Consider the following 22,006-nt stretch of genomic DNA (forward strand, 5'->3'; position numbering starts at 1 on the left):
CAACCACGTGGTGCGGTCACTTCCAGGCTTCAGAACCTACAGGCGACCACTGACAACGGGCGCACGAAGACCGGTTCACCAGCTGGTCTTGCGGTGCAGCGTCCACATCATCATGATCGTCGACGGGTCGAGGGCCTGCTCGCCGCCGGAGACGTCCTCGCTGGCGGCGACGTACTGCCGGCCCTGCCACAGCGGGATCAGCCGGGCGTCGTTCACCAGGATCTGCTGGGCCTGCTCCATGTCCTTGACCGTCTGGGCGCGGTCGCCCTCCGCGCGCGAGTGCGGCAGCAGCTGGTCGGTGATCTCCTTGGCCGGGTAGGGCGTACCGAGGGCGTTGTGCTCGCCGACGAACGGCGCGATGAAGTTGTCCGCGTCGGGGAAGTCCGGGAACCAGCCGCGCCCGAACACCGGGTACTCACCCTTCTGGTAGCCGACCACGAAGGTCTTCCAGGGGCGGCCCTGGAGCGTGATGGTGAACAGCCCGGAGTCCTCCAGCTGCCGCTTGAGCTCCTGGAACATCAGGGCCGTCTCGGAGCCGTAGCGGTCGGTGGTGTACCAGAGGGTGAGCGGGATGCGCTGGTGGATGCCCGCGTCGGAGAGGATCTTGCGGGCCCTGGGGACGCTGGGGTCGCCGAAGTCGTCGAAGAAGCCGGTGGTGTGGCCGGTCAGGCCCTTGGGGACCATCGAGTACAGCGGGTCGACGGTGTCCTTGTAGACCTTGTGGGCGATGGCACCCCGGTCGACGATCTGGGCGACGGCCTTGCGTACGGCGGGCTCCTTGGCCCAGGGGTCCTTGGGGTTGAACACCAGGTAGCTGATGTCGGTGCCCGCGCCGTCGACGAGTTGCAGGTTGCTGTCGCCGTGCTGCTGGAGGGCGAGGATGTCGTCGGCGGCGAGGCCGCGGTAGGTGACGTCGATCTGCTTGGCACGCAGCGCCTTGACCATGCCGGCCGAGTCCTGGAAGTAGCGGATGGTCACCGCGTCGTTCTGCCGCTGGGCGAAGCCGTGGTAGTTCCCGTTGCCGACGAGGACGGCCTGCCTGCCCTCCTCGTAGGACCGGAGCTGGTACGGCCCGGAGCCGTGGACCTCGCCGTCCTTGCGCAGGGAGCGCGCCGGGTAGTCGTTCGGGTCGACGATCGACATGGCGGGGGTGGCGAGCACGAACGGGAAGGTGGCGTCGGGCTGGCCGAGGTGGAAGACGACCGTGCGGTCGCCGAGCACCTGCACCCGCTCGAGGCTGCCGAGCAGCCCTGCGGGACCGCCCGGGGCGTCGATCGTGCGGATGCGGTCGATGGAGTACTTGACGACGCTCGCGGTCAGCGGGTCGCCGTCGGCGAACTTCAGGCCCGAGCGCAGCTCGCAGCGGTAGGTGCGGCTGGTGGAGTCGGTGAAGGAGCAGCTCTCGGCGGCGTCGGGCTGCGGAGTGGTGGCGCCGTTGGGATAGGCCAGGAGCGTCTGGAAGATGTTCCGGTACAGCTCCCAGGAGCCGTCCCAGGCGCCGGCCGGGTCGAGCGTGCTGGGCGCGCTGGTGGTCCCGACGACGATCGGCCGCTTGCCGCCGCCACTGCCGTCGGACAGCAGACCGCATCCGGCCGCCAGGGACAGGGACGCGATCGCCGCGACTGACCGCAGGAATCGGTTCCGGTTGAACACGCGCACGCTCCTCGATCCGCCGTACCAAGGGTCGGCAGACCATACCGCAGCGTTCGTTCCTCTGAACCACCCCTGGAACAGGGGTTCTTGATCGTCGGCGCCATGACGACGTTGTCAGTTCGCTGTGCGGATTTCATCCGGTGTTCCGGGCGCCGCAGTGTCCGAAAATCGGCGCCCGGAACGGTGGCTCAACTCACGCCGGCGTTGAGGAAGATGCCGCCGTCCACGACGAGCGTCTGGCCGGTGATCCAGTCGGACTGCGCGGAGGTGAGGAAGGCCGCGGCCCCTCCGATGTCGGAGGGCACGCCGAGTCGTGCGAGCGGGTAGGCGGCGGCCGCCTCCTCCTCCCGGCCCTCGTACAGGGCCTGCGCGAACTTGGTCTTGACCACGGCCGGGGCGATGGCGTTGACCCGCACCTTCGGCGCGAACTCGTGCGCGAGCTGCTGGGTCAGGTTGATCATCGCGGCCTTGCTGACGCCGTAGGCGCCGATGAACGGCGAGGGCGCGAGGCCCGCGACCGAGGCGATGTTGACGATCGCGCCGCCGTTGTCCTTCTGCCAGGCGTGCCAGGTCTTCTGGGCGAAGCCGAGCGCGGAGACCACGTTGGTCTCGAAGACCTTGCGGGCGACGTTCAGGTCGAGGTCCGCGATGGGCCCGAACACCGGGTTGGTGCCCGCGTTGTTGATCAGGTGGTCGAGGCGGCCGAAGGCCTCCATGGTGCGCTCGACGGCCTCGGTCTGGTGGCCGAGGTCGTGGGCCTTGCCGGCGACGCCGATGACCCGCTCGGCGCCGAGCTTCTCGACGGCCTCCTTGAGGGCGTCCTCGCCCCGGCCGGTGATGCACACGCGGTCGCCGCGGGCGACCAGCGCCTCGGCGACGCCGTAGCCGATGCCGCGGCTCGCGCCGGTGACGAGGGCGACCCTGCCGGACAGCTCCGGGAGTTCAGTCATGTCGGTGTTCCCCAGAATCCCTAGTCGAGCGGTCCGCCGGCGACGTACAGCACCTGGCCGGAGACAAAGCCGGCGGCCTCGCCGGTGAAGAAGGCGATGGCGTTGGCGATGTCCTCGGGCTCGCCGACGCGCTGCACCGGGATCGCGGTCGCGGCGGCCTTCTTGAAGTCGTCGAAGTCCATCTTGACGCGGTCGGCGGTGGCCTTGGTCATCTCGGTGGCGATGAAGCCGGGGGCGACGGCGTTGGCGGTGATGCCGAACTTGCCCAGCTCGATCGCGAGGGTCTTGGTGAAGCCCTGCAGGCCGGCCTTGGCGGCGGAGTAGTTGACCTGGCCGCGGTTGCCGAGCGCCGAGGACGAGGAGAGGTTGACCACGCGGCCGAAGCCCGCCTCGACCATGTGCTGCTGGACGGCCTTGGTCATCAGGAAGGAGCCGCGCAGGTGCACGTTCATGACGGTGTCCCAGTCGGAGACGCTCATCTTGAACAGCAGGTTGTCCCGGAGCACGCCCGCGTTGTTGACCAGGATCGTCGGGGCGCCCAGCTCCGCGACGATCCGGGCGACGGCCGCCTCGACCTGCGCCTCGTCGGAGACGTCCGCGCCGACCGCGATCGCCTTGCCGCCCGCGGCGGTGATCTTCTCGACCGTGTCCTTGCAGGCGGCCTCGTCGAGGTCGATCACGGCGACCGCGCGGCCCTCGGCGGCCAGCCGTACGGCGGTGGCTGCGCCGATGCCGCGCGCCGCGCCGGTGACGACCGCGACCCGCTGTTCAGTGGTGGACATTGCTTCTCCTCGCCCTTGAGAGAACCTGGCGGGGCTCTCGCCGGGAGAGCCCCTCATGCGGTGAGCGACCGCTTAGTACCTTCAGCACACGTGACGCTAGAAGCCCTGGCACCCGGTGTCAACGGCACACCCGGCCGGTGTGATCCATTACCTCACCAGGAGGTCGAGCAAGCGCTCCGTCTCAGCCGCCGGATCGGTGGTCAGACCGGTGTGCACGGGACCGGGCTGGACGACGGTGGAACGGGGCGCGATCAGCCAGCGGAAGCGGCGCCCTGCGTCGTCACGGGCCGCCTGCCCGGCCTCCTCGCCACCCGCGCAGTGGCGCTCGATCGCCTCGAGCGCGGCCCGGATCCCGACCACGTCGGCCTCCGGATCCAGGGCCAGCAGCCGGGTCTCGTCCAGGTGGGTGCGGGCACCGACGTAGGCATGGGCGCGGCTGTAGACGAGCACGCCCGCGTTGATGCACTCGCCGCGCTCCACGCGGGGGACGACCCGCAGCAGCGCGTACTCGAACACGTCCCGGTCGCCGCCCTGGCCGGCCCGGGTGATGTGCCGCTCGACGACATGTCCGGCCATGTGGATGTGGGTCTCGCTCACTTGCCCTCCTTCGAGCCGGTGCCGATGCCGGTGATGCGCTCGGCGACGACGGCGGCCCGCGCGAGCAGGGGCCGCGCGTAGGCCCGGCGCAGTTCGTCCGGGGTGGCGAAGCCGGGCTCGTCGGCGAGCCAGGCTTCGGGGACCTCGGCGGTGACCTCGGCCAGCAGGTCCTCGGTGACCCGGGGCGCGAGGTCGGCCGCGGCGGCGGTGACGTCCGGGGCGAAACGGGCGAGGGCGTGGTCCGAGGCGTCGTAGGGGCGGGCCGCGGACGCCTCGACGGAGGGCCAGTTGTGGTGCCAGATCATGGTCGCGCCGTGGTCGATGAGCCACAGCTCGCCGCGGTGCACCAGAAGGTTCGGATTGCGCCAGGAGCGGTCCACGTTGTTGATCAGCGCGTCGAACCAGACGATCCGGCCGGCCTCCTCGGGGCTCACCGGGAAGGCGAGCGGGTCGTAGCCGAGCGCGCCGGAGAGGAAGTCCATGCCGAGGTTGGTGCCGCCGCTGGACCTGAGCAGCTCCTGCACCTGCTGCTCGGGCTCGCCGAGTCCGAGGACCGGGTCGAGGCGGAGGGTGGCCAGCCGGGGCATCCGGAATCCCAGGCGCCGGGCGAGTTCGCCGCACACCACCTCGGCGACCAGGGTCTTGCGGCCCTGTCCGGCGCCGGTGAACTTCATGACATACGTCCCGAAGTCGTCGGCCTCGACGAGCCCCGGCAGCGAGCCGCCCTCACGCAGCGGCGTGATGTAGCGGGTCGCGGTGACTTCCTTGAGCATCGCCCCAGGTTACTGGGGTGGGGCCGGTGCCTTGCGGGATGGGCCGACAGGAGTCCGACAGCTCTGGCTTACAGCCGTCTCATGCCGCGGCGGCAAGGATCTGGGTGCCCGTCTGAACGGGCGGTGCCCGAGCGCCGTACCCCTGGACGGATCACGAGAAGCTCCGCGGAAGGGAAGCCCCCCATGAGCAGCGCATCGCACCGGCCCTCCCCCTCTCTCTCGGCTGCGCGCGAGCCAGGAGGCACGGGACCGGCCCGCCGTACCGTCGTGACGGCGGCCGGAGCGGCGGGTCTAGCCGCCGCGCTGACCGCCTGCGGTTCGGGTGACAACAACGCGTCCGACACCGTCAACTCCGGCTCCGGTGCCTCCGGTTCCTCCGGCTCGACGGGTACCACCGGGTCCGGTGGCTCCGGCGGCGCCACCGCGTCGAACGGAGCATCGCAGAACGGGGGCGGCGCCGCGCTCGCCAAGACCTCCGACATCCCCGAGGGCGGCGGCAAGATCTTCAAGGACCAGGGCGTGGTCGTGACACAGCCGACGGCAGGGCAGTTCAAGGCGTTCTCGGCCAAGTGCACCCACCAGGGGTGCGCGGTGGGCAGCGTGTCGGGCGGCGTGATCGTCTGCCCGTGTCACAACAGCCACTTCTCCGTCGTGGACGGCAGTGTGAAGCAGGGTCCCGCGACCCAGCCGCTGGCCGCCGAGAAGATCACCGTCTCCGGTGAGGACATCGCACTGGCCTGAGCCGCCTCAGTCGCGCCCGCGCGGACGCGTGAGGCAGCCGAGCACCTCGTCGGTGGTCGCGACCGTGGCGACCAGCGCGAGGGTGTGGCGGATCATCGCGGGGGTGTAGTCGGCGGGCACCCCCGCGATGGCGTCGGCCGGGACCACGGCGGTGTAGCCGAGGTTGACGGCGTCGAACACCGCGTTGGGTATCGCCACGTTGGCGGAGACCCCGGTGACGATCAGCGTGCGGCAGCCCAGATTGCGCAGCAGGGCGTCGACGCCGGTGCCGTGGATCGGGGACAGCCCGTGCAGCCGCCGTACCACGAGGTCCTCCTCGGCGACCTCGATCGGCGGGGCGACGCGGACGGCGGTGCTGCCGGCCAGCTGCCGTACCGGGAGCCGTTCGGCGGCCCGGAACAGGCGGGCGTTGCGGCTCGCGCCCCGGCCGTCCGGACGGCGCTCGGCGATCGCGTGGATCACCTGGACCCCGCTCCCGTGTGCGGCGCAGACCAGCCGGGCGACATTGCGCAGGGCACCGGAGGAGCGGGCCGCGCGGGCGAGTTCGGGCAGCGCGCTGTCCGGGCCGACGACCCCCTGCTGGCACTCCACGGTGAGCAGGACGGTGCTCGCGGGGTCGAGGAGTTCGCTGAGCTGTGCATGCGACGGCATACCCATTTCCTTTTCTGACGAGATGTCAGAGGATCACGGGACACGATAGTTCGCCGACACCACGTGGGAGAAGAGGGGGCCGCATGACCGTGACCGAGCAGCGCCGGGGCAGAAAGATCATGATGACGCCCGGTGAGCTGGACGCGTTCCTGACCACGCAGCGCACCTGCCGGGTGGCGACCGTCTCGGCGGACGGCGCACCACACGTCAGCGCGCTGTGGTTCGCCTGGGACGGCACCTCGCTGTGGCTGTACTCGGTGGTGCGCAGCAGGCGTTGGGCGCAGCTGCGCCGCGATCCGCGGGTGGCGGTCGTGGTCGACTCGGGCGAGGAGTACGACCAGTTGTGCGGGGTCGAGCTGTCCGGCCGGGTGGAGTTCGTGGGCGAGGTACCGCGCACCGGTGAGCTGTGCGCCGAACTCGACACGGCCGAGACGCTGTTCGCACGGAAGAACTTCGGCCTGGACGAGATGCCCCACGACGGCCGGCACGCCTGGGCACGGCTCACCCCGGAGAAGACCGTGTCCTGGGACTTCCGCAAGCTGGGCGGCGCGTAGGGCTCAGTCCAGCGACCGTGCCGCCGTGCGCAGGGCCTCGACGGCCGCGCGGATCGAGGGCCTGCGGTCGGCGTCCGCCCGCCAGACGACGTACACATGACGGCGGGCGCGCTGGCTGAGCGGGATCATGACCACGCCCTCGGGCACCGGGTGGCGGCCCAGCAGCGGGGCGATGCACACACCCAACCCGGAGGCGACCAGGCCGAGTTGGGTGTGGGTCTCGCTGGCGCGGTGGCCGACGATCGGCTCGATGCCCTTGGACCGCAGCGTGAACATGAGCCACTCGTGGCAGAACTCGCCCTCGCCCCAGGTGATCCACTCGTCCTCGGCGAACTCGGTGAGGTCCACCTCGTCCCGGTCGGCCAGCCGGTGCCCGGCGGGCAGGGCGACATCGGCCGGGTCGTCCAGCAGGGGTGCCTTGACCAGGCCGTCGGGCACCGGCATCGGCTTGTTGTACCAGTCCAGGACCACCGCGAGATCGAGGTCGCCGCGGACGACCCCGGCGATGCCCTGCTCCGGCTCCAGCTCGCTGGAGCGCACGCGCAGCCCCGGGTGCCGGCCGCGCAGCGCGCCGAGCGCGGCCGGGAAGAGCCCGCGGGCGGCGGTCGGGAAGGCCGCCAGCCGCAGTTCGCCCACGACCTGCCCGCGGTGCGCCTCCAGGTCGGACTCGGCGAGTTCGACCTGGGAGAGGATCCGCGCCGCGTGCTCCGACAACAGCCGGCCGGCGTCCGTCAGCCGTACGCCCCGGCCGTTCTTGGCGAGGAGTTGCTGGCCGATCTCCCGCTCGAGCTTGCCCAGCTGCTGGGAGACGGCGGACGTGGTCACATGCAGCGCGTCCGCGGCGCCGCTGACCGAGCCGTGCCGGGCGAGGGCGTCCAGGGTGCGCAGGCGCTCCAGGTTCAACATGTAAGCAATTCTACGAGGTACCATGCGAGAAAACTCGATTGTCCTACGACATTGTTTTCAGCATCGTTGAGGTCATGAGCACGGTCGCCACTCCCCGGACCCAGTCCCCCACCCCCGCCCCCGCCCCCGCCCGCCCCCGGGCCCGCCTCGACTGGCGGCTCCGCTTCGGCGCACTGTCGCTGATCTGGGGCTTCAGCTTCCTGTTGATCAAGGTGGGCACGGACGGATACGCGCCCTTCCAGGTCACCCTCGGGCGCCTGGTGTTCGGTACGGCGGTACTGGCCGCCGCGATGGCGGTCAAACGGGAGCGGCTGCCGCGCGGGGCCCGGCTGTGGGGGCACATGGCCGTCGCCGCGTTCTTCCTGAACGCCCTGCCGTTCTCGCTCTTCGCCTACTCCGAGCTGACGATCCCGTCCACGCTGGCCGGCATCTGCAACGCCACCTCTCCTCTGTGGGGCATGGCCCTGTCGCTGGTCGCCCTGTCCGAGGACCGGCCGACCAGGGTCCGCGTGGCCGGACTCGGCCTCGGCTTCCTCGGGGTGCTGACCGTGCTGGGCGTGTGGCAGGGCTTCCACGGGCTGGACGCCACGGGTACGGCGATGGCGCTGCTGGCTTCGCTGAGCTATCCGGTGGGGTGGATCTACGTCCGCCGCACGCTCGCCGGGTCGGGCAACTCCCATCTGTCGATGACCGGGGCACAGTTGCTGCTGGCGTCGCTGCAACTGGCCGTTGTGACACCGCTGTTCGCCGGGTTCCCTTCCCATTTCTCGCCGGTGCCGCTGCTGGCGATCGCCGCGCTCGGGGCACTGGGGACCGGGCTCGCGGTGCTGATCCAGTACGGGCTGGTCGCGGAGGTCGGTCCGACGACCGCACAGATGGTCACGTACTTCATCCCGGTCATCGCCACCGCCGCCGGCGTGGCGATCCTCGGGGAGTCGCTGCGCTGGACCACACCGGTGGGAGCAGTGATCGTGCTGGCCGGAGCCGCACTGACACAGGCGCGACGCAAGGCCGCGTAGCGCTCACGCGGCGCCGCCCCGGGTGCAGCGGAAGGGCCGCACGGTACTCACCTCGCGCCGGCAAGGCACGGCCCATGACCCCGCGGCACCCACCCGACGCGCACGCAAGGGCAGCGCATGGCCCCGTCGCCCTCACCCGGCCTCACGCAGGTGAAGGGGACGGCCGCGCGGCGGCCGCGGCGGCACCGTGCATCGATGCAATCCCGCACTGCTCGACGGTGGCTCTCAGCCATAGACGCGAGCCGGTGACGGCCGCACTGCCGCCGCCACCGCCTCGGCCAGGGGGCCGACGTCCTGCTCGGTGAGCAGGGAGACCGTGATGCGGATCGCCGGGGGGCTGTTCAGGCGGAAACGGGCGCCCGGGGCGACCGCCCAGCCCGACTGGACGAGGCGGGCCACCGCGCCCGTCTCGTCGGGGACCGGGATCCAGACATTCATACCGCTGCGGCCATGGCCGACGACCCCGCGCTCCGCCAGAGCCTCGAGCAGCGCGTCCCGGCGCGCCCCGTACGACCGCGCCACCGCCGCCCGGTCCACCGCGCCCTCCCGCCACAGCCCCGCCACAGTCCGTTGCAGCAACAGGCTCACCCAGCCCGGCCCCAGACTCTGCCGGCCGCGCACCCGGTCGACGGTGACCGGGTCGCCGGTGAGGACGGCCACGCGCAGGTCGGGGCCGTAGGCCTTGGAGACGGAGCGGACCACGGCCCAGTGGTGCGTGACCCCCGCCAGGGGATGCAGCGGGAGGTCGACGATGCCGTGGCCGTGGTCGTCCTCGATCAGCAGGGTCCCGGGATGGTCGCGCAGGACCGCGCGCAGGGCACGCGCGCGCGTCGCGCTCACCGAGGCCCCGGTCGGGTTCTGGGCGCGGTCGGTGACGATCAGGGCCCGGGCCCCGGCCTCCAGGGCGCGGCGCAGGCCGTCCACGTGTGGCCCGTCGTCGTCCACGCCCACCGGGAGCGTGCGCAGGCCCAGCGCGGGGACCAGGTCGAGCACGCTGCCCCAGCCGGGGTCCTCGACGGCCACGGCGTCGCCCGGCCTGAGATGTGCGGTGAGGACGCGCTCGATGGCGTCGAGGGAGCCGGACGTCACGGCCAGCGGGCCCGCGGGGACGCCGTCGGCGTCGAGGTCGGCGCGGGCCAGGCGGACAAGGTCCGCGTCGACGGGGTCGTCGCCGTAGCGGACGGGCCGCCGCTCGCCCTCCTCCGCCGCCGCGGCGAGGACCGGCGCGAGCGGGGGCAGCAGGGCCGGATCGGGGTTGCCGGTCGCCAGGTCGCGGCCTCCCACCGGGATCTCCACGCGCAGTTCCTCACGCGCGGTGGTCGCCGGCTTGGACCGGACACGGCTGCCCCGGCGGCCGGCCGTCTCGATCACCCCGCGCTCGCGCAGGGTGCGATAGGCAGCCGCGACCGTGTTGGGGTTCACCCCCAGCCGGACCGCCAACTCCCGCATGGGGGGCAGGGATTGCCCCGGCTGCAGCTCACCCGCGCCGACCGCGCGCTCGACGCTGGCCGCGATCTCTGCTGCACCGCGCCCTTCGATGGGATACTCTCCTAGCACAAAAGACATTATGCACTAGTGCAATGCACCCTCGCGACACGGCTCACTGTTGCTGGTCATTGCAAGTCATTGCTCGCCATGGAGGGACCGTCATGCAGGGGACGACCGAGGGATCCCAGGCCGCCGCCTACACCCCGACCGACCGCACCGTGCCCACCCGCTCCGCCGACCGGGCGTCGTACGACAAGGAGCTGGTGCACGCGATACTCGACGAGGGGTACGTCTGCCACCTCGGCTTCGTGCGCGACGGCGCCCCGGTGGTGCTGCCGACGCTGTACGGCCGGGTCGGCGAGCGGCTCTACGTCCACGGGTCCACCGGTTCGCGTCCGCTGCGGATGACCGGCAAGGCCGACCCGGGCCTGCCGGTGTGTCTGACGGTCACCCATGTGGACGGGCTGGTGCTGGCCCGCTCCGCCTTCCACCACTCCATCAACTACCGATCGGTCGTGGTGCACGGCGTCGCGCACGAGGTCACCGACCCCGAGGAGCGGCGGCTGGCCCTCGACGCGCTGGTGGACCACGTCGTACCGGGCCGCGCCGCCGACTCCCGGCCCGCGAACAAGAAGGAGCTGGCCGCCACGGCGGTGATCCGCCTGGACCTGGACGAGGTCTCGGCCAAGCTCCGCACCGGCGGCGCGAACGACGAGCCCGAGGACCTGTCCCTGCCGCACTGGGCCGGGGTCGTTCCGCTCCGCAAGGGCTACGACACCCCGGTCCGCAACGCCGACCTGGCCCCCGGCATCGAGCTGCCGGACTACCTCACGAAGTCGTAGGGCGGTCCGGCACCGCGCCACCGCGGTCGGTCGGTCACACCGGGACCGGTGCCTCGCGGCCGGCTCCGCGGGCCTCGCTCACCGCCAGGCCCGCGACCGCGACGAGCATCAGCAGGGTGCCGGCCGTGGTGGCCGCCGTGAGCCGTTCGCCGAGCAGCACGACGGCGAGCACGGCCGCGGTCACCGGCTCCAACAGCATGATCACGGAGACGGTGGCCGACCGTACGACGGCCGCTCCCGCGAAATACAGGGCGTAGGCGAGAGCCGTGGGCACGGCGGCGATGTAGAGCAGGAGCCACAGCAGCCGGGCCGGGTGGGCGGTGTGCGGCAGCAGCCCCTCGTGCAGGGCGAAGGGCAGCAGGCACAGGCTGGTCACCGCGAAGGCCCAGACGGTGGTGTCGGAGGCGTCGGCACCGCCGCTCCTCCCCCACCAGCGGGTCAGCAGGGTCATGACTCCGTAGCCGGCGGCCGACAGCAGTGCCAGCAGCACGCCCGCGGGACGGACGGTGGCGGCCGAGCCGCCGAAGGTCAGCACGGCCAGCCCGGCGAGCGCCCCCGCAACCGACAGGAAACCGCCGGCGCCGAGCCGCTCCCGGAGCAGCAGCCGTGCGCCGAGCGCGATCAGGACAGGGCCCGCGCCGAGGGTGATGACCGTGGCCACGGCAAGCCCGGTCGACTCCACGGCCCCGAAGTAGGCGGTCTGGAACACGGCCAGCCCCAGGCCGGTGGCGAGGGCCCGTGCCGCACGGCGCGGCAGCGGTTCCGTCGCGGCCCGGCGCGGGCGTGGGCGCAGCCCGCGGCCGGCCAGCAGCAGGACGAGCCCCACCGCACAGCGCCAGAAGGAGAGGCTGAGGGCGCCCATGTCGCTGGCCCGGTAGACCAGGGAGGCGGCGGCGCCCGCGGTACCCCAGGTGGCACCGGTGACGATCAGATAGAGCAGGCCGCGCCCGACGGGCAGGCCAGAAACAGCGTTCGACAAGAGAATCTCCGCAGAAACGCACCGATGGGTGCGGAAGTTCGAGAGCGACCCGCGGGAGCGGGGCGCGCGGACTTCATCTGCGGGCAGCACCGTCCGGCCCGGCGCAGTCGCGCCGGGCGGGTGTCCCGGAGGCCCGCCTCAGGCGGCCGGGGGCGGAAGAACGAGCGTGGACGGCATGACCAGCACCTTAGGCGGAGGTCCCGGGTACGGACAACTGCCGTTCCGGACCGCCCGAGGCCACCGGCTCGGCGGAGCCCTTGGCGGGGGTTGCGGACTGGGCGATGAACGCGCCGACCAGGACGATCGCGCCGCCGGCGATCTGCGGTGCCGACAGGTGCTCGCCGAGCAGCACCCAGGCCAGCACGGTCGCGACGACCGCCTCCAGGCAGGCGACGACACCGGCGACCTGCGGAGACAGCCGCCGCACCGAGAGCACGCCGGTGACGTACGCGACGACCGTGGCGATCAGCACGATCCAGGCCAGCAGGACTACGGCGGGCACGGTGGCGCCGTTCAGATGCGCGGAGCCGGTCAGCACCGACCAGTGCAGGTTCCAGGGGCGGGCCACCACGGTCAGGACGGCGGAGCCGACGATCAGGCCGTAGGCGATGACTCCGAGGGGATCCGGTGCCTCTTCGCCCGCGTCGCTGCCCTGGTCGGCGAGGACGAAGTAGCCGACCTGGCAGCAGGCGGCGCACAGGGCGAGCAGCAGGCCGAGGACGTCGAAGCTGAGCCCCGACCAGACCTCGACGACACAGGAGAGGCCGCCGGCCGCGAGGACCACGCCGAGCGCGGCGGCGCGGGAGACCGGCCGCCGCTGTACGAACCGCACCCAGCCCAGCACCAGGGCCGGAGCCAGGTACTCGATCAGCAGGGCCACGCCCACCGGGATGCGGGAGAGGGCAGCGAAATAGCAGGCCTGGACACCGGCGACCCCGAGCAGCCCGAACCCGGCGAGCAGTGCCGGACGGCGACGCAGCAGGTACCGGTGCCGTACGGCTAGCGGCAGCATGACCACAGCGGCGCCGGTCGCCCGCAGCCACACCACGTGCAGCGGGTCGAGTCCCGCCTCGATCAGCGGTTTCGCGGCCACTCCGGACCCGCCGAAGGCGAGCGCCGACGCGAGCGCGAGACCAAGTCCGGCGCCCTTGCCGCGACTGCCTTGGCTGCTCTCAGACATATGCACCGGCACATGATGACAGGCGGCGACATGACCGTCACGCCCTTTGGCACCTGTCTCAGCGGATGGACGGGCGGGCCGTCAGCAGCTCGCCCCGCTGCCGCCGGCGTACTCCTCGGCGCCGGTCTCCGTACGCGCGTCGAGGATGCGGGAGTTGAGGCCGCGGGCGGGGATGCCGGCGCGTTCCAGGACCTCCACGGCCCGGGAGCCCGGATCCGCGGTGAGGGCGGCGAGCAGGTCGGTGCCGACGACACGGGGCCCGCCCCGTCGCCGGGCGTACTCGCGGGCCCCGGCCATGGCAGTGGCCGCGGCGGGCGACCAGCCGGGGGCGTCCCTGGTGTCCGGCCCGGCAGGACCGGCCGGGGCGGGTACGAGGGCGATCGCGCCGGAGTCCTCCACGCTGCCCTGCCAGCGCAGTCCGTAGCCGATGCTGCGCTGCACGAGGTAGCCGAGCAGCCGGGCGAGCCGCTGGGGATCGCCGACGGCGGCCCGGGACTCCGGGTCGTGCTCCAGGAGCGAGTGCAGCAGATGGGCGGTGTCGATCTGCCGGTCCCCGTCCCGCACAGCCCTCCGGCGGGCACCGGCGACCATCGCTGCCAGCTCGGCGCCGAGCGCGGCATCGTCATCCATGTGCGGAACCGCCTCGCCATGGGAGGTGCCGCGGGTAGTACGGGGTTGCACAGCCCCTACCCCATCAGCCCCACCGACACGAGTCATCCGCGAGCGGAACCATCTTCGCGTCCCACACAGAGTGGACATCGCCGATCGGAATCTCATCCTTACGGAGGAGATCCGGCCGACAGGGCGCAGATCCCGCCCCCCGAACCGAGGGGCGCGCGTCGCCCCACCGTGCGCCCTGAACGCAACCACGGCGCGACCGCGCACGTGCGGCGGGCCGAAGCATTCCTGACTGTTCATCAGTATTGAACATTACGGCCCCTGCAGCTACGTTCCGCGACACCGTAGCCCGACACGAAGGGGTGGTCGCATGGCCGAAGTCAGCGCCGAGGCACGGATCCAGGCACCGGCCGAGAAGGTATGGGCGAAACTCACCGACTGGTCGGCGTACGGGGAGTGGAACGCGACCCACACCAGCTTCCCCAAGGGCGGCCCGGAGACCCTGGCGGTGGGCGGGACCTTTCAGGAGAACATGAAGCTGATGGGCTTTCCGGCGGAGGTCGAGTGGACCATCGAGGAACTGGAGCCCGCCCGGGCGTTCGCGATTCGCGGCAAGGGACCCATGGCCGTGAACGTCGCCACGCGCTACACCCTCACCCCGGAGGGCGATGCCACCACGGTCCGCATCGACGGCGAGTTCACGGGTGCCGCCGTCTCCATCATGGCGGGCAAGCTCAAGGACTCGGCGACGGCCGCGCTGAGCGAGTCGCTGCGCAGGCTGGCCGGGCTGGTGACCTGACGGACGGACACGCGCAAGGCGCCCCGTGGACGGTCCACGGGGCGCCTTGCGCACGGCGGGGAGGCCCCACCGGTCCTCGTCAGTGCTCGTCGGCGAGGATCAGGTACAGCTTCTTGCGGGCGTCGTTGATGACGGCCAGAGCCTTCTCGCGCTGCTCCTTGCTGCCGGTCTTCCAGACCTGCCCGAAGGCCTCCATCAGCCCGAAGCCGGCCTGGCGGATCTCGCCGAGAGCCTCCCAGTCGACCCCGCGCGAGGCCTCCTCCCAGGGGGCGTCCGGGCCCCCGTCGGCGGCGGCCCGCCCACTCTCGGTGAGGTTGAACAGCTTCTTGCCGCCCTCACTCTCACTGGTGATCAGGCCCTCGTCCTCCAGCAGCTGGAGCGTGGGGTAGACCGAGCCGGGGCTGGGCTTCCACGCGCCGCCGCTGCGTTCGGCGATCTCCTGGATCATCTCGTAGCCGTGCATGGGCCGGTCCTTGAGCAGGGCCAGGATCGAGGCCCGTACGTCACCGCGCCGGGCCCGGCCCCTCGGGCCGCCACGCCCCCGGGGACCCCAGGGACCGGGGCCGAAGCCGGGCCCGCCCGGGCCGAAGCCCGGGCCACCCGGACCGAAGGGGCCGAAGGCGGCCCGACGGCCCTCGAAGCCGCCCATGCCGGGGCGACCGTGGCCCTCGTGGCGGTGTCCATGCTCGTATCCGTGGCTGCGCATCTCCATCACTCCATTCCATCGATGATCTGTCACGTCTGCATCGCGTATCGTTCGCGATGCCTCAACGATATATCGGAACCGATCGCATGACAATCCCCTTTCCGAGCGGACCCGCCCTCGTACCCGGGAAGGCCGCCGCCACACCGCCCCCCTTGCCCCCTTCCCCGGGACGATCCGGGGTCGCGGCTCCGGGTCGCACTGACGAGCGCATGTTCGAACTTCACGATTCCATGCGCACTGGCCAGTGGCCCGAGAGCCGGCACGGGACGCGGGGTGCGGGGGGAGGGGCCGGATATCGGTGGGGCCCTGACCACGTGAGCGCGATCTTCCGTCTCCTGTGACCGCCGGCCGGCGACCGCTCGTTCGACGCTCCGTGCACCACCCGCTGGACGGCGGATCGGGGGCGGCCCCGGTCCCGCCGCGCTGCCGGTACGGCAGCACGGTGCCACCACGAGGAGTCGGCGGCCTTGGCAGTCCCCCCGCGCCGCCGGGCGGGAGGACCGACGGGAGAGGCTTGATCGTTGAGTGGAGACAACCGTCCACGGACCCTCGGGACCTTGCGGACCGCGAGGACGCGATTACGGTCGCGGCGGTGGATCACCGCCATGCTCGCCGTCCTGAGCGCGGTGGCGGCCCTGCTGACCGTTCCGTTGACCGCCGCGCCCGCGCACGCCGCGAGCGGTGACGGCAGTTCGCCGTTCGCCACCTACAACATGCGCGGCTCCGACAACGGCTCTCGGTGGCGCTCGGAGATCGCGCGGCTGGCCAGGCAGGCCCCGGTGGTGGCGCTGCAGGAGGCCGGCTCCGGGCCGCCCGCGCCGCCGGACTTCCGCCATGCTGCGGACGTGTGACGACGCGCGCGGCGTCGACGCCGCCGGCCAGCGCTGGCTTGCCGAGACTTACGCGGACGGCACCATCCGCTACCGCAACGAGGCCAAGCACCTCTGTCTCCTGGCCCCCGACGCCGACCACGGCAGCGTCGGCCTCGCCCCGTGCAACGGCATCCTGGCCGAGCGCTGGAGCGTGGTGAACCCCTGAACCCGTGCCCCCTGAACCCGTGAAGCCCGGCGGGCCGCCCGGACCGACGTACAGTCGGCCCGGGCGGCCCCGTTTTTCGCGGGCCCGGCCCTGGCGAGCCGGTTGGTGACAGCGAAGTCGACCGCTGCACCGCACCCGGCGCAGGGCCACCGGGCCGAGCACCGCCGTGGATCCTCAGCCGAAGTCCGCTGCGTGGTCGCGGGCCCACTGCTCGAAGGTGTGGCCGGGCCTGCCCAGCACACGCCGTACGGTCGGCGTACACGGCGACCCGCCGGTCGCGGCCAGGGCGAGGAACTGCAGGATCGCCTCCACGGTGGCCGGGTCGGAAAAGCGACCGTAGTGCTCACGGGCCTGGTCCGGGGAGAGTTCCTCGATACGCAGAGTCCTGCCGATCGCCTGCCCGATCTGTTCCACCTGGCGGCGCTGCGAGATCAGTTCGGGTCCCGTCAGCACGGCCGCGCTCGACGGATCGGGCGCCACCGCGTCCTCGGCGCCGACGCCCAGTGCCGTGACCGCGACGGCGGCGACGTCGCGTTCGTGGACCGGCGCCGTGACGGCGTCGCAGTGGACCAGCCGCACCGTGCCGCTCGACCTGATCGACTCCGCCCAGCGCAGGCTGTTGCTTGCCAGGACCAGGGGCCGCACCGGCACCCAGGGCAGGCCGGCGGCTGACAGCACGTCCTCGACCGCACGATGCTCCTGAGCGATCGCGTTGCGCTCCATGCCCGGCAGCAGAACACTGCCGGAGGAGAGCAGCACGACGCGTTCGAGACCCGCCTCGGCGGCCACCGCGGCAAAGCCCTCGGCGCCGGCCGACGGGGCGTAGAGAAATACCCTGCGCACGCCGTCGAGTGCTCGGCGCAGCGTGTCGGGACGGGTGAGGTCGGCGGTCACGACGTCGGCCGCGGCCGGCAGGTCGGCTCGAGCCCGCGGGTCGCGCACCGAGGCACGAACCGGTTCGCCGACAGCGAGCAGTTGCTCGACGACGTGGCGGCCGACGCCGCCTCGGGCTCCGATGACCAAAATGGTCATGATGTGCTTCCTCTCGCAAGATCAGCCCCGGCGAGGGTGAGCACAGGCACGTCGGCGATCCGCGAGACGGCCAGGAGCCGGTCACAGCCCGGCTGATGTGCAACGCGGTGCCACAGGGCGCTCAACCTCGACCGGATGCGTTCCGGTACTCGCGCCACAGGGCCACCGCAGTGACTGGCGAAGCGTTCCGACGCCGCACTTCGCCTGTCGGAACCGTAGCACTGCCCGCGCCGCGGGCGTGGCCCCCCCGGCGAACCGAGCGGCCTGCGCCCTCACGCACCGGCGTTGGTCAGGCCGGCCTTGTTCGCCACCCGCAAGGGGCAGCCGGTGCCGACGCGGGCGGCGAGGTCCGAGCGGATTGCGGCCAGTTCGTCCATGCGTGCGTCGATGACCCGGATCTTCTCCTCGAACAGGGCGGACAGCGCCTCGGCGCTGTCCGGCGCGTCCCGCAGTTCCTCGAAGTGCCGGCCGATCTCGGCCAGGGTGAAGCCGAGCGCCTGCGCGGTGCGGACGTAGTGCAGCCAGGTCACCGTCTCCGGCGGGAAGTCGCGGTAGCCGTTGGGCAGCCGGTCGCCCTCGAGCAGGCCGATCTTCTCGTAGAAGCGCAGGGTGTCCTTGGACACTCCTGTTCGCGCGGCCAGTTCTCCGATGCGCACGACTCCCCCTGCCCTAGGTCGGCTTGACCTTGGAGCGTACTCCGCTGTTTAGCGTGGGCGGCGCCCGAACGAGCCCTGCCGAGGAGTCCCCGGATGCCCCCTGTCGCCCCCTCCCACCCCGCCTATCTGCGCCTCGTCCGCGCAAGCGGCTGGTACGACCTGATCGTCACGGCCGGCTTCGCGACCCCGTGGACGTATGCGCTGGTGCACCGGCTGCTGTCGGCCGGAGGCGAGGCGGCCGGGCTCGGCGCCATGCCCGCGCTCACCCCGATACAGACGCTGTACGCCAACCTGATGGGCTCGGTCGTGGTGGTCTGGTCCGTGCTGCGGGTCGTACGGCCACTGCCGCTGCACGGTCTCCTCGACGGTGTCGCCCGCGTGCTGTTCGCGCTGTGGCAGGCGTACGCGCTGGCACACGGCGGGCCGGGGGTGCTGTGGCCGTTCCTGGTGCTGGAGGTGTCGTTCGGCGTCGCCCAGCTCGCCCCGTGGGCGCGGGCAAGGGCCGCCGCCGTGGGCGAGGCGGGCCGGGGCGTACGGGAATCGGGCCAGGGTTGGTGAATTGGCCTTGGGCCGGTGACCGGTGCGGTCGCTAACGTCGGGCCATGCGTATTCGAATCGTGGACGCCTTCACCGACCGCCCCTTCGCCGGCAACCCGGCCGGAGTACTGCTGCTGGACGACGCCTTCCCTGACGACGACTGGCTCCAGAACGTCGCGATGGAGGTCAACCACGCCGAGACCGCGTTCGCGCACCGGCTGCCCGAGGGCGGCGAGGCGGACTGGGCGCTGCGCTGGTTCACGCCCGTCACCGAGGTCGCCATGTGCGGGCACGCCACGCTCGCCACGGCCCACGTCCTGCACACCACCGGCGCCCACGAGGGCCCGGTGCGGTTCGCCACCCGCAGCGGGGTGCTCCTCGCCACACCCGCCGTGGACGGCTCGATCACCCTCGGCTTCCCCACCGCCCCGCTGACCCGGGTCGAGGTCCCGGCCGGGGTCGGCGAGGCGCTGGGCGCCGAACCCGTCGCCGCCTTCGACACCGGCGCGAACGTAGGTGACCTGCTGGTGGAAATGGCCGACGAGAAGACCGTCCTCGGCCTCGCCCCGGACCACAGGTCCCTGGGTGTCCACTCCTCGCGGGGCATCATCGCCACCGCCCGCGCCGAGGACCCCGCCCGCGGCTACGACTTCGTCTCCCGCTGCTTCTTCCCGAACGTCGGTATCGACGAGGACCCGGTCACCGGCTCCGCCCACACCGCGCTCGCCCCGCACTGGTCCGCCCGGCTCGGCCGCGACGACCTCACCGGGCTCCAGGCCTCGCGCCGCACCGGCCTGGTCCGCACCGGTCTGCGCGGCGACCGTACGCTGCTCACCGGCCGCGCGGTCACGGTCATCGAGGGTGAGCTGCACGCCTGACGGCGCGGTCAGGCCGTCGGCAGCCAGCCCACCTTGCCCGCGAGGAGGGCGTAGCCGACGAACGCGCCGATGTCGAGCAGCGAGTGCGCGACGACCAGGGGGCCGACCCGGCCCCAGCGGCGGTACAGGTACACGAACACCACGCCCATCACCATGTTGCCGAGGAAGCCGCCGACGCCCTGGTAGAGGTGGTACGAACCGCGCAGGACCGCGCTGGCCACCAGTGCGGTCCCCGGCGTCCAGCCCAACTGGCCCAGCCTGCGCAGCAGATAGCCGACGACGATGACCTCTTCGAGTACGGCGTTCTGCACGGCGGAGAGGATCAGCACGGGGTACTTCCACCACACGCCCGGCAGCGCCTCGGGGACGACCGTGAGATTGAAGCCGAGGCCGCGGGCGGCCAGGTAGAAGGCGATGCCGGTGCTGCCGATCACCGCCGCGATCCCGGCGCCCCGGGCCAGGTCGGGCCACGGCCTGGTGCGGTCGAAGCCCAGCGTGCGCAGGCTCCCGCCCTCGCGCAGCAGGAGGTGGGCGACCAGGGCCACGGGGACCAGGGCGGACGCGATACCGAAGAGCTGCCAGGCGAGGTCCAGCCAGGGGCGGCCCGGGGCGGCCGAGGCGTTCATGGTGGCCGCCTGGTCCTTCAGGCCGCCCGGCTTGGTCACCGAGCCGACAAAGCTGATCAGCGCGGAGACACCGCTCGCTCCCAGCGAGAGCCCGAGGACGAGCAGCGTCTCGTCCCGCAGGATCCGCCTCGGGTCGCGCTGCCGCGCCCCGGACTCGGCCACCGAATCAGCCTCCACCTGCACCCCTGCCTCCCGCCGGCTCACGGGCCCACCCGGCCCACCTGTCGCCTGGCAAGGATCGCAGAAGCAGATGTGAGACCTGTACTACCCGCCCCTCACCCCAGCGGCACCGGCTCCGGCAGCCCCACCGGCCACATGTGCACCGGCTCCCCCGCGTGCATCAGCTCGGCGTAGCGGCGCGTGGTCGAGGCGAGAGCGGCCTCGCGGCCCAGCCCCTGCTCGAGGGCCCGGTGGAAGGTGGCCGCCTGCCAGGACGCCCCGTTCACCCGGCGTCGGCAGCGCTCCTCGATGACACCCAGGTAGAGGTCCCGGTCGGCGGCCTCCACGCCCCACGCGTCCAGGCCGGCCGAGGCGAGCGGCAGCAGTTCGTCGCGTACCAGGGTGACCGCGTCCACCTCGCCCGTGCCGCCGTGGCGTCCCCGGCGGGGCCATGCGAAGCGCGCGTCGATGCCGAACCGGCACGCGGCGTCGAAGTTGGCCTCGGCCGCGGCGAACGGCAGCCGGGTCCACACCGGCCGGGACTCCTCCGCGAGGGCGCGGACCACGCCGTAGTAGAAGGCCGCGTTGGCGATCACGTCGGTGACGGTCGGCCCGGCCGGCAGCACCCGGTTCTCCACCCTGAGGTGCGGTACGCCGTCCGCGATGCCGTACACCGGCCGGTTCCAGCGGTAGATCGTGCCGTTGTGCAGCACGAGTTCGGCGAGTGTGGGCGTGCCTCCGGCGTCGAGGACCGCCAGCGGCTCCTCGTCGTCGCAGATCGGCAGCAGGGCCGGGAAGAAGCGCAGGTTCTCGGCGAACAGGTCGTGGGCGGAGCCGATCCACCGCTCGCCGAACCAGGTGCGCGGCCGTACGCCCTGCGCCTGGAGTTCGGGCGGGCGGGTGTCGGTGGACTGCAGGAACAGCGGCGGCCGGGACTCACGCCACAGCTCGTGCCCGAACAGGAAGGGCGAGTTGGCGCCGACGGCGATCTGCGCGGCGCACGCCACCTGCGCCGCGTTCCAGACGTCGGCGAAGCGGGCCGGAGTGACCTGGAGATGCAGCTGTACGGAGGTGCAGGCGGCCTCGGGGACGATCGACTTGGCGGTCCGTACGAGGTGCTCCACGCCCTTGATGTCGAGCCGGAAGTCCTCCCCGCGTGCGGCCACGATCTGGTCGTTGAGCAGGGTGTAGCGGTCGACCTCGGAGAGGTTGGCGGAGACCAGGTCGTCCGGGCCGAGCGTGGGCAGGATGCCGATCATGACGATGCCGGCGTCCACCTCTCGCGCTTTGCGGTCGGCGTACGCGAGCGAGGTGCGCAGTTCCTCGGCGAGCCGGTCGAATACCCGGCCGCCCAAGCGGTGTGGGGCAATGTTCACTTCCAGGTTGAACATGGCGAGTTCTGTTTGGAAATCACGACTCGCGATGCGCTCCAGTACCTGTCCGTTCAACATTTTCGGCATACCGTCACGACCGGCGAGATTCAATTCGATCTCGACCCCCATGAGGTTCTTGGGACGGTCGAATCTCTTCTCGACCAGCAGCCGCTCCAGTCCCGTCAGGCACTTCTGGAGCTTTTCGCGATAGCGCTGGCGATCGGACAGGTCGAACTGCCCCGCCACGACCTTCTCCCCCATCGAAGTGTCCCTCCTCGGCTGGGCGGACCGACGTGACGGCCGCCGGGCTCCCGGGTGCAGGGGGGATGATGCCCAGCGGAAGCGATCGATAACGCCCCGCGCGGACCCGGTGCACGCTACTCTGTCGGATTGTTCCCAGAGGCATTTTCACTGGGCATGCGGCAACCCGTACGTCCGGGTACCCGGCACATCTCGTGAAAAACGCCGA

General features: G+C 72.0%; 25 protein-coding genes. 9 read left to right on the plus strand and 16 right to left on the minus strand.

Annotation, left to right across the window (positions count from 1 at the left end):
• Positions 1 to 75: 75 nt before the first annotated feature.
• The 5 genes from GQF42_RS09235 to GQF42_RS09255 all read right to left on the minus strand — a co-directional run bounded on the left by GQF42_RS09235 (position 76) and on the right by GQF42_RS09255 (position 4,755).
• Positions 76 to 1,653 carry an ABC transporter substrate-binding protein gene (locus GQF42_RS09235; protein WP_158919161.1) on the minus strand — a complete coding sequence of 526 codons (1,578 nt, stop codon included), beginning with the start codon at positions 1,651 to 1,653 and terminating at the stop codon, positions 76 to 78.
• 188 nt (positions 1,654 to 1,841) lie between these two features.
• Positions 1,842 to 2,603 (minus strand): SDR family oxidoreductase, encoded by a 762-nt coding sequence (locus tag GQF42_RS09240; RefSeq protein ID WP_158919162.1) that lies wholly within the window; start codon positions 2,601 to 2,603, stop codon positions 1,842 to 1,844.
• 20 nt (positions 2,604 to 2,623) lie between these two features.
• Entirely contained in the window at positions 2,624 to 3,385 is a 762-nt protein-coding gene (fabG, locus tag GQF42_RS09245; RefSeq protein WP_158919163.1) for a 3-oxoacyl-ACP reductase FabG, read from the minus strand.
• Positions 3,386 to 3,532: 147 nt separating this feature from the next.
• Entirely contained in the window at positions 3,533 to 3,982 is a 450-nt protein-coding gene (locus GQF42_RS09250; protein WP_158919164.1) for a DUF3037 domain-containing protein, read from the minus strand.
• Positions 3,979 to 4,755: a HipA family kinase gene (locus GQF42_RS09255; RefSeq protein ID WP_158919165.1), complete on the minus strand. Its 777-nt coding sequence runs from the start codon at positions 4,753 to 4,755 to the stop codon at positions 3,979 to 3,981. Before GQF42_RS09255 ends, GQF42_RS09250 begins: the two co-directional genes overlap by 4 nt.
• A 183-nt stretch (positions 4,756 to 4,938) precedes the next feature.
• Here GQF42_RS09255 and GQF42_RS09260 point away from each other — a divergent pair, with 183 nt between their 5' ends.
• Positions 4,939 to 5,496 (plus strand): Rieske (2Fe-2S) protein, encoded by a 558-nt coding sequence (locus GQF42_RS09260; protein ID WP_158919166.1) that lies wholly within the window; start codon positions 4,939 to 4,941, stop codon positions 5,494 to 5,496.
• A gap of 6 nt (positions 5,497 to 5,502) precedes the next feature.
• On the opposite strand, the gene GQF42_RS09265 is transcribed toward GQF42_RS09260, so the two are convergent.
• Positions 5,503 to 6,147, minus strand: coding sequence for a cysteine hydrolase (locus GQF42_RS09265; RefSeq protein WP_158919167.1), 645 nt, complete (start codon positions 6,145 to 6,147; stop codon positions 5,503 to 5,505).
• Positions 6,148 to 6,230: 83 nt separating this feature from the next.
• Between GQF42_RS09265 and GQF42_RS09270 the strand changes: the two genes are divergently transcribed.
• Positions 6,231 to 6,701, plus strand: coding sequence for a pyridoxamine 5'-phosphate oxidase family protein (locus tag GQF42_RS09270; protein ID WP_158919168.1), 471 nt, complete (start codon positions 6,231 to 6,233; stop codon positions 6,699 to 6,701).
• A 3-nt stretch (positions 6,702 to 6,704) separates the two neighbouring features.
• Here GQF42_RS09270 and GQF42_RS09275 read toward each other — a convergent pair whose 3' ends face one another.
• Entirely contained in the window at positions 6,705 to 7,607 is a 903-nt protein-coding gene (locus tag GQF42_RS09275) for a LysR family transcriptional regulator (protein WP_158919169.1), read from the minus strand.
• Between the two features lie 74 nt (positions 7,608 to 7,681).
• Between GQF42_RS09275 and GQF42_RS09280 the strand changes: the two genes are divergently transcribed.
• On the plus strand, positions 7,682 to 8,626 hold the full coding sequence (locus GQF42_RS09280; RefSeq protein WP_199272621.1) for a DMT family transporter: 945 nt from the start codon (positions 7,682 to 7,684) through the stop codon (positions 8,624 to 8,626).
• A 225-nt stretch (positions 8,627 to 8,851) separates the two neighbouring features.
• Here the strand turns inward: GQF42_RS09280 and GQF42_RS09285 are convergent, their stop codons facing one another.
• A complete protein-coding gene (locus GQF42_RS09285) occupies positions 8,852 to 10,183 on the minus strand; it encodes an aminotransferase class I/II-fold pyridoxal phosphate-dependent enzyme (protein ID WP_158919171.1) in 1,332 nt (443 codons plus the stop codon).
• A 92-nt stretch (positions 10,184 to 10,275) separates the two neighbouring features.
• Between GQF42_RS09285 and GQF42_RS09290 the strand changes: the two genes are divergently transcribed.
• Positions 10,276 to 10,956 (plus strand): pyridoxamine 5'-phosphate oxidase family protein, encoded by a 681-nt coding sequence (locus tag GQF42_RS09290; protein WP_158919172.1) that lies wholly within the window; start codon positions 10,276 to 10,278, stop codon positions 10,954 to 10,956.
• Between the two features lie 34 nt (positions 10,957 to 10,990).
• Here GQF42_RS09290 and GQF42_RS09295 read toward each other — a convergent pair whose 3' ends face one another.
• The 3 genes from GQF42_RS09295 to GQF42_RS09305 all read right to left on the minus strand — a co-directional run bounded on the left by GQF42_RS09295 (position 10,991) and on the right by GQF42_RS09305 (position 13,745).
• Positions 10,991 to 11,935 carry a DMT family transporter gene (locus GQF42_RS09295; protein ID WP_158919173.1) on the minus strand — a complete coding sequence of 315 codons (945 nt, stop codon included), beginning with the start codon at positions 11,933 to 11,935 and terminating at the stop codon, positions 10,991 to 10,993.
• A gap of 187 nt (positions 11,936 to 12,122) precedes the next feature.
• The gene (locus tag GQF42_RS09300) at positions 12,123 to 13,127 is read right to left on the minus strand and encodes an EamA family transporter (protein WP_158919174.1); all 1,005 of its coding nucleotides are present in this window, start codon (positions 13,125 to 13,127) and stop codon (positions 12,123 to 12,125) included.
• A gap of 69 nt (positions 13,128 to 13,196) precedes the next feature.
• Positions 13,197 to 13,745, minus strand: a complete 549-nt coding sequence (locus GQF42_RS09305) for a Clp protease N-terminal domain-containing protein (RefSeq protein ID WP_233273308.1) — start codon at positions 13,743 to 13,745, stop codon at positions 13,197 to 13,199.
• 358 nt (positions 13,746 to 14,103) lie between these two features.
• Here GQF42_RS09305 and GQF42_RS09310 point away from each other — a divergent pair, with 358 nt between their 5' ends.
• Complete coding sequence (locus GQF42_RS09310) at positions 14,104 to 14,532, plus strand: type II toxin-antitoxin system Rv0910 family toxin (RefSeq protein WP_158919175.1); 429 nt, start codon at positions 14,104 to 14,106, stop codon at positions 14,530 to 14,532.
• A gap of 79 nt (positions 14,533 to 14,611) precedes the next feature.
• Here GQF42_RS09310 and GQF42_RS09315 read toward each other — a convergent pair whose 3' ends face one another.
• Positions 14,612 to 15,238, minus strand: a complete 627-nt coding sequence (locus GQF42_RS09315; RefSeq protein WP_158919176.1) for a PadR family transcriptional regulator — start codon at positions 15,236 to 15,238, stop codon at positions 14,612 to 14,614.
• 605 nt (positions 15,239 to 15,843) lie between these two features.
• Between GQF42_RS09315 and GQF42_RS44855 the strand changes: the two genes are divergently transcribed.
• Together GQF42_RS44855 and GQF42_RS09320 are read left to right on the plus strand one after the other, a co-directional pair.
• Positions 15,844 to 16,089, plus strand: a complete 246-nt coding sequence (locus GQF42_RS44855; RefSeq protein ID WP_199272622.1) for a hypothetical protein — start codon at positions 15,844 to 15,846, stop codon at positions 16,087 to 16,089.
• Positions 16,073 to 16,276: a hypothetical protein gene (locus GQF42_RS09320; protein ID WP_199272623.1), complete on the plus strand. Its 204-nt coding sequence runs from the start codon at positions 16,073 to 16,075 to the stop codon at positions 16,274 to 16,276. Before GQF42_RS44855 ends, GQF42_RS09320 begins: the two co-directional genes overlap by 17 nt.
• A 174-nt stretch (positions 16,277 to 16,450) precedes the next feature.
• Here the strand turns inward: GQF42_RS09320 and GQF42_RS09325 are convergent, their stop codons facing one another.
• Complete coding sequence (locus GQF42_RS09325; RefSeq protein WP_158919177.1) at positions 16,451 to 17,308, minus strand: SDR family oxidoreductase; 858 nt, start codon at positions 17,306 to 17,308, stop codon at positions 16,451 to 16,453.
• A gap of 272 nt (positions 17,309 to 17,580) precedes the next feature.
• Entirely contained in the window at positions 17,581 to 17,964 is a 384-nt protein-coding gene (locus GQF42_RS09330; RefSeq protein WP_158919178.1) for a MerR family transcriptional regulator, read from the minus strand.
• A 93-nt stretch (positions 17,965 to 18,057) separates the two neighbouring features.
• Here GQF42_RS09330 and GQF42_RS09335 point away from each other — a divergent pair, with 93 nt between their 5' ends.
• Both GQF42_RS09335 and GQF42_RS09340 read left to right on the plus strand, forming a co-directional pair.
• The gene (locus tag GQF42_RS09335; protein WP_158919179.1) at positions 18,058 to 18,522 is read left to right on the plus strand and encodes a hypothetical protein; all 465 of its coding nucleotides are present in this window, start codon (positions 18,058 to 18,060) and stop codon (positions 18,520 to 18,522) included.
• A gap of 44 nt (positions 18,523 to 18,566) precedes the next feature.
• Positions 18,567 to 19,379 (plus strand): PhzF family phenazine biosynthesis protein, encoded by an 813-nt coding sequence (locus tag GQF42_RS09340; RefSeq protein WP_158919180.1) that lies wholly within the window; start codon positions 18,567 to 18,569, stop codon positions 19,377 to 19,379.
• Between the two features lie 8 nt (positions 19,380 to 19,387).
• Here GQF42_RS09340 and GQF42_RS09345 read toward each other — a convergent pair whose 3' ends face one another.
• Complete coding sequence (locus GQF42_RS09345; protein ID WP_158929964.1) at positions 19,388 to 20,188, minus strand: CPBP family intramembrane glutamic endopeptidase; 801 nt, start codon at positions 20,186 to 20,188, stop codon at positions 19,388 to 19,390.
• Between the two features lie 92 nt (positions 20,189 to 20,280).
• Positions 20,281 to 21,798 carry a glutamate--cysteine ligase gene (locus GQF42_RS09350; RefSeq protein WP_158919181.1) on the minus strand — a complete coding sequence of 506 codons (1,518 nt, stop codon included), beginning with the start codon at positions 21,796 to 21,798 and terminating at the stop codon, positions 20,281 to 20,283.
• Between the last annotated feature and the right edge of the window lie 208 nt (positions 21,799 to 22,006).

Source organism: Streptomyces broussonetiae (assembly GCF_009796285.1).
Classification (GTDB): Bacteria; Actinomycetota; Actinomycetes; order Streptomycetales; family Streptomycetaceae; genus Streptomyces; species Streptomyces broussonetiae.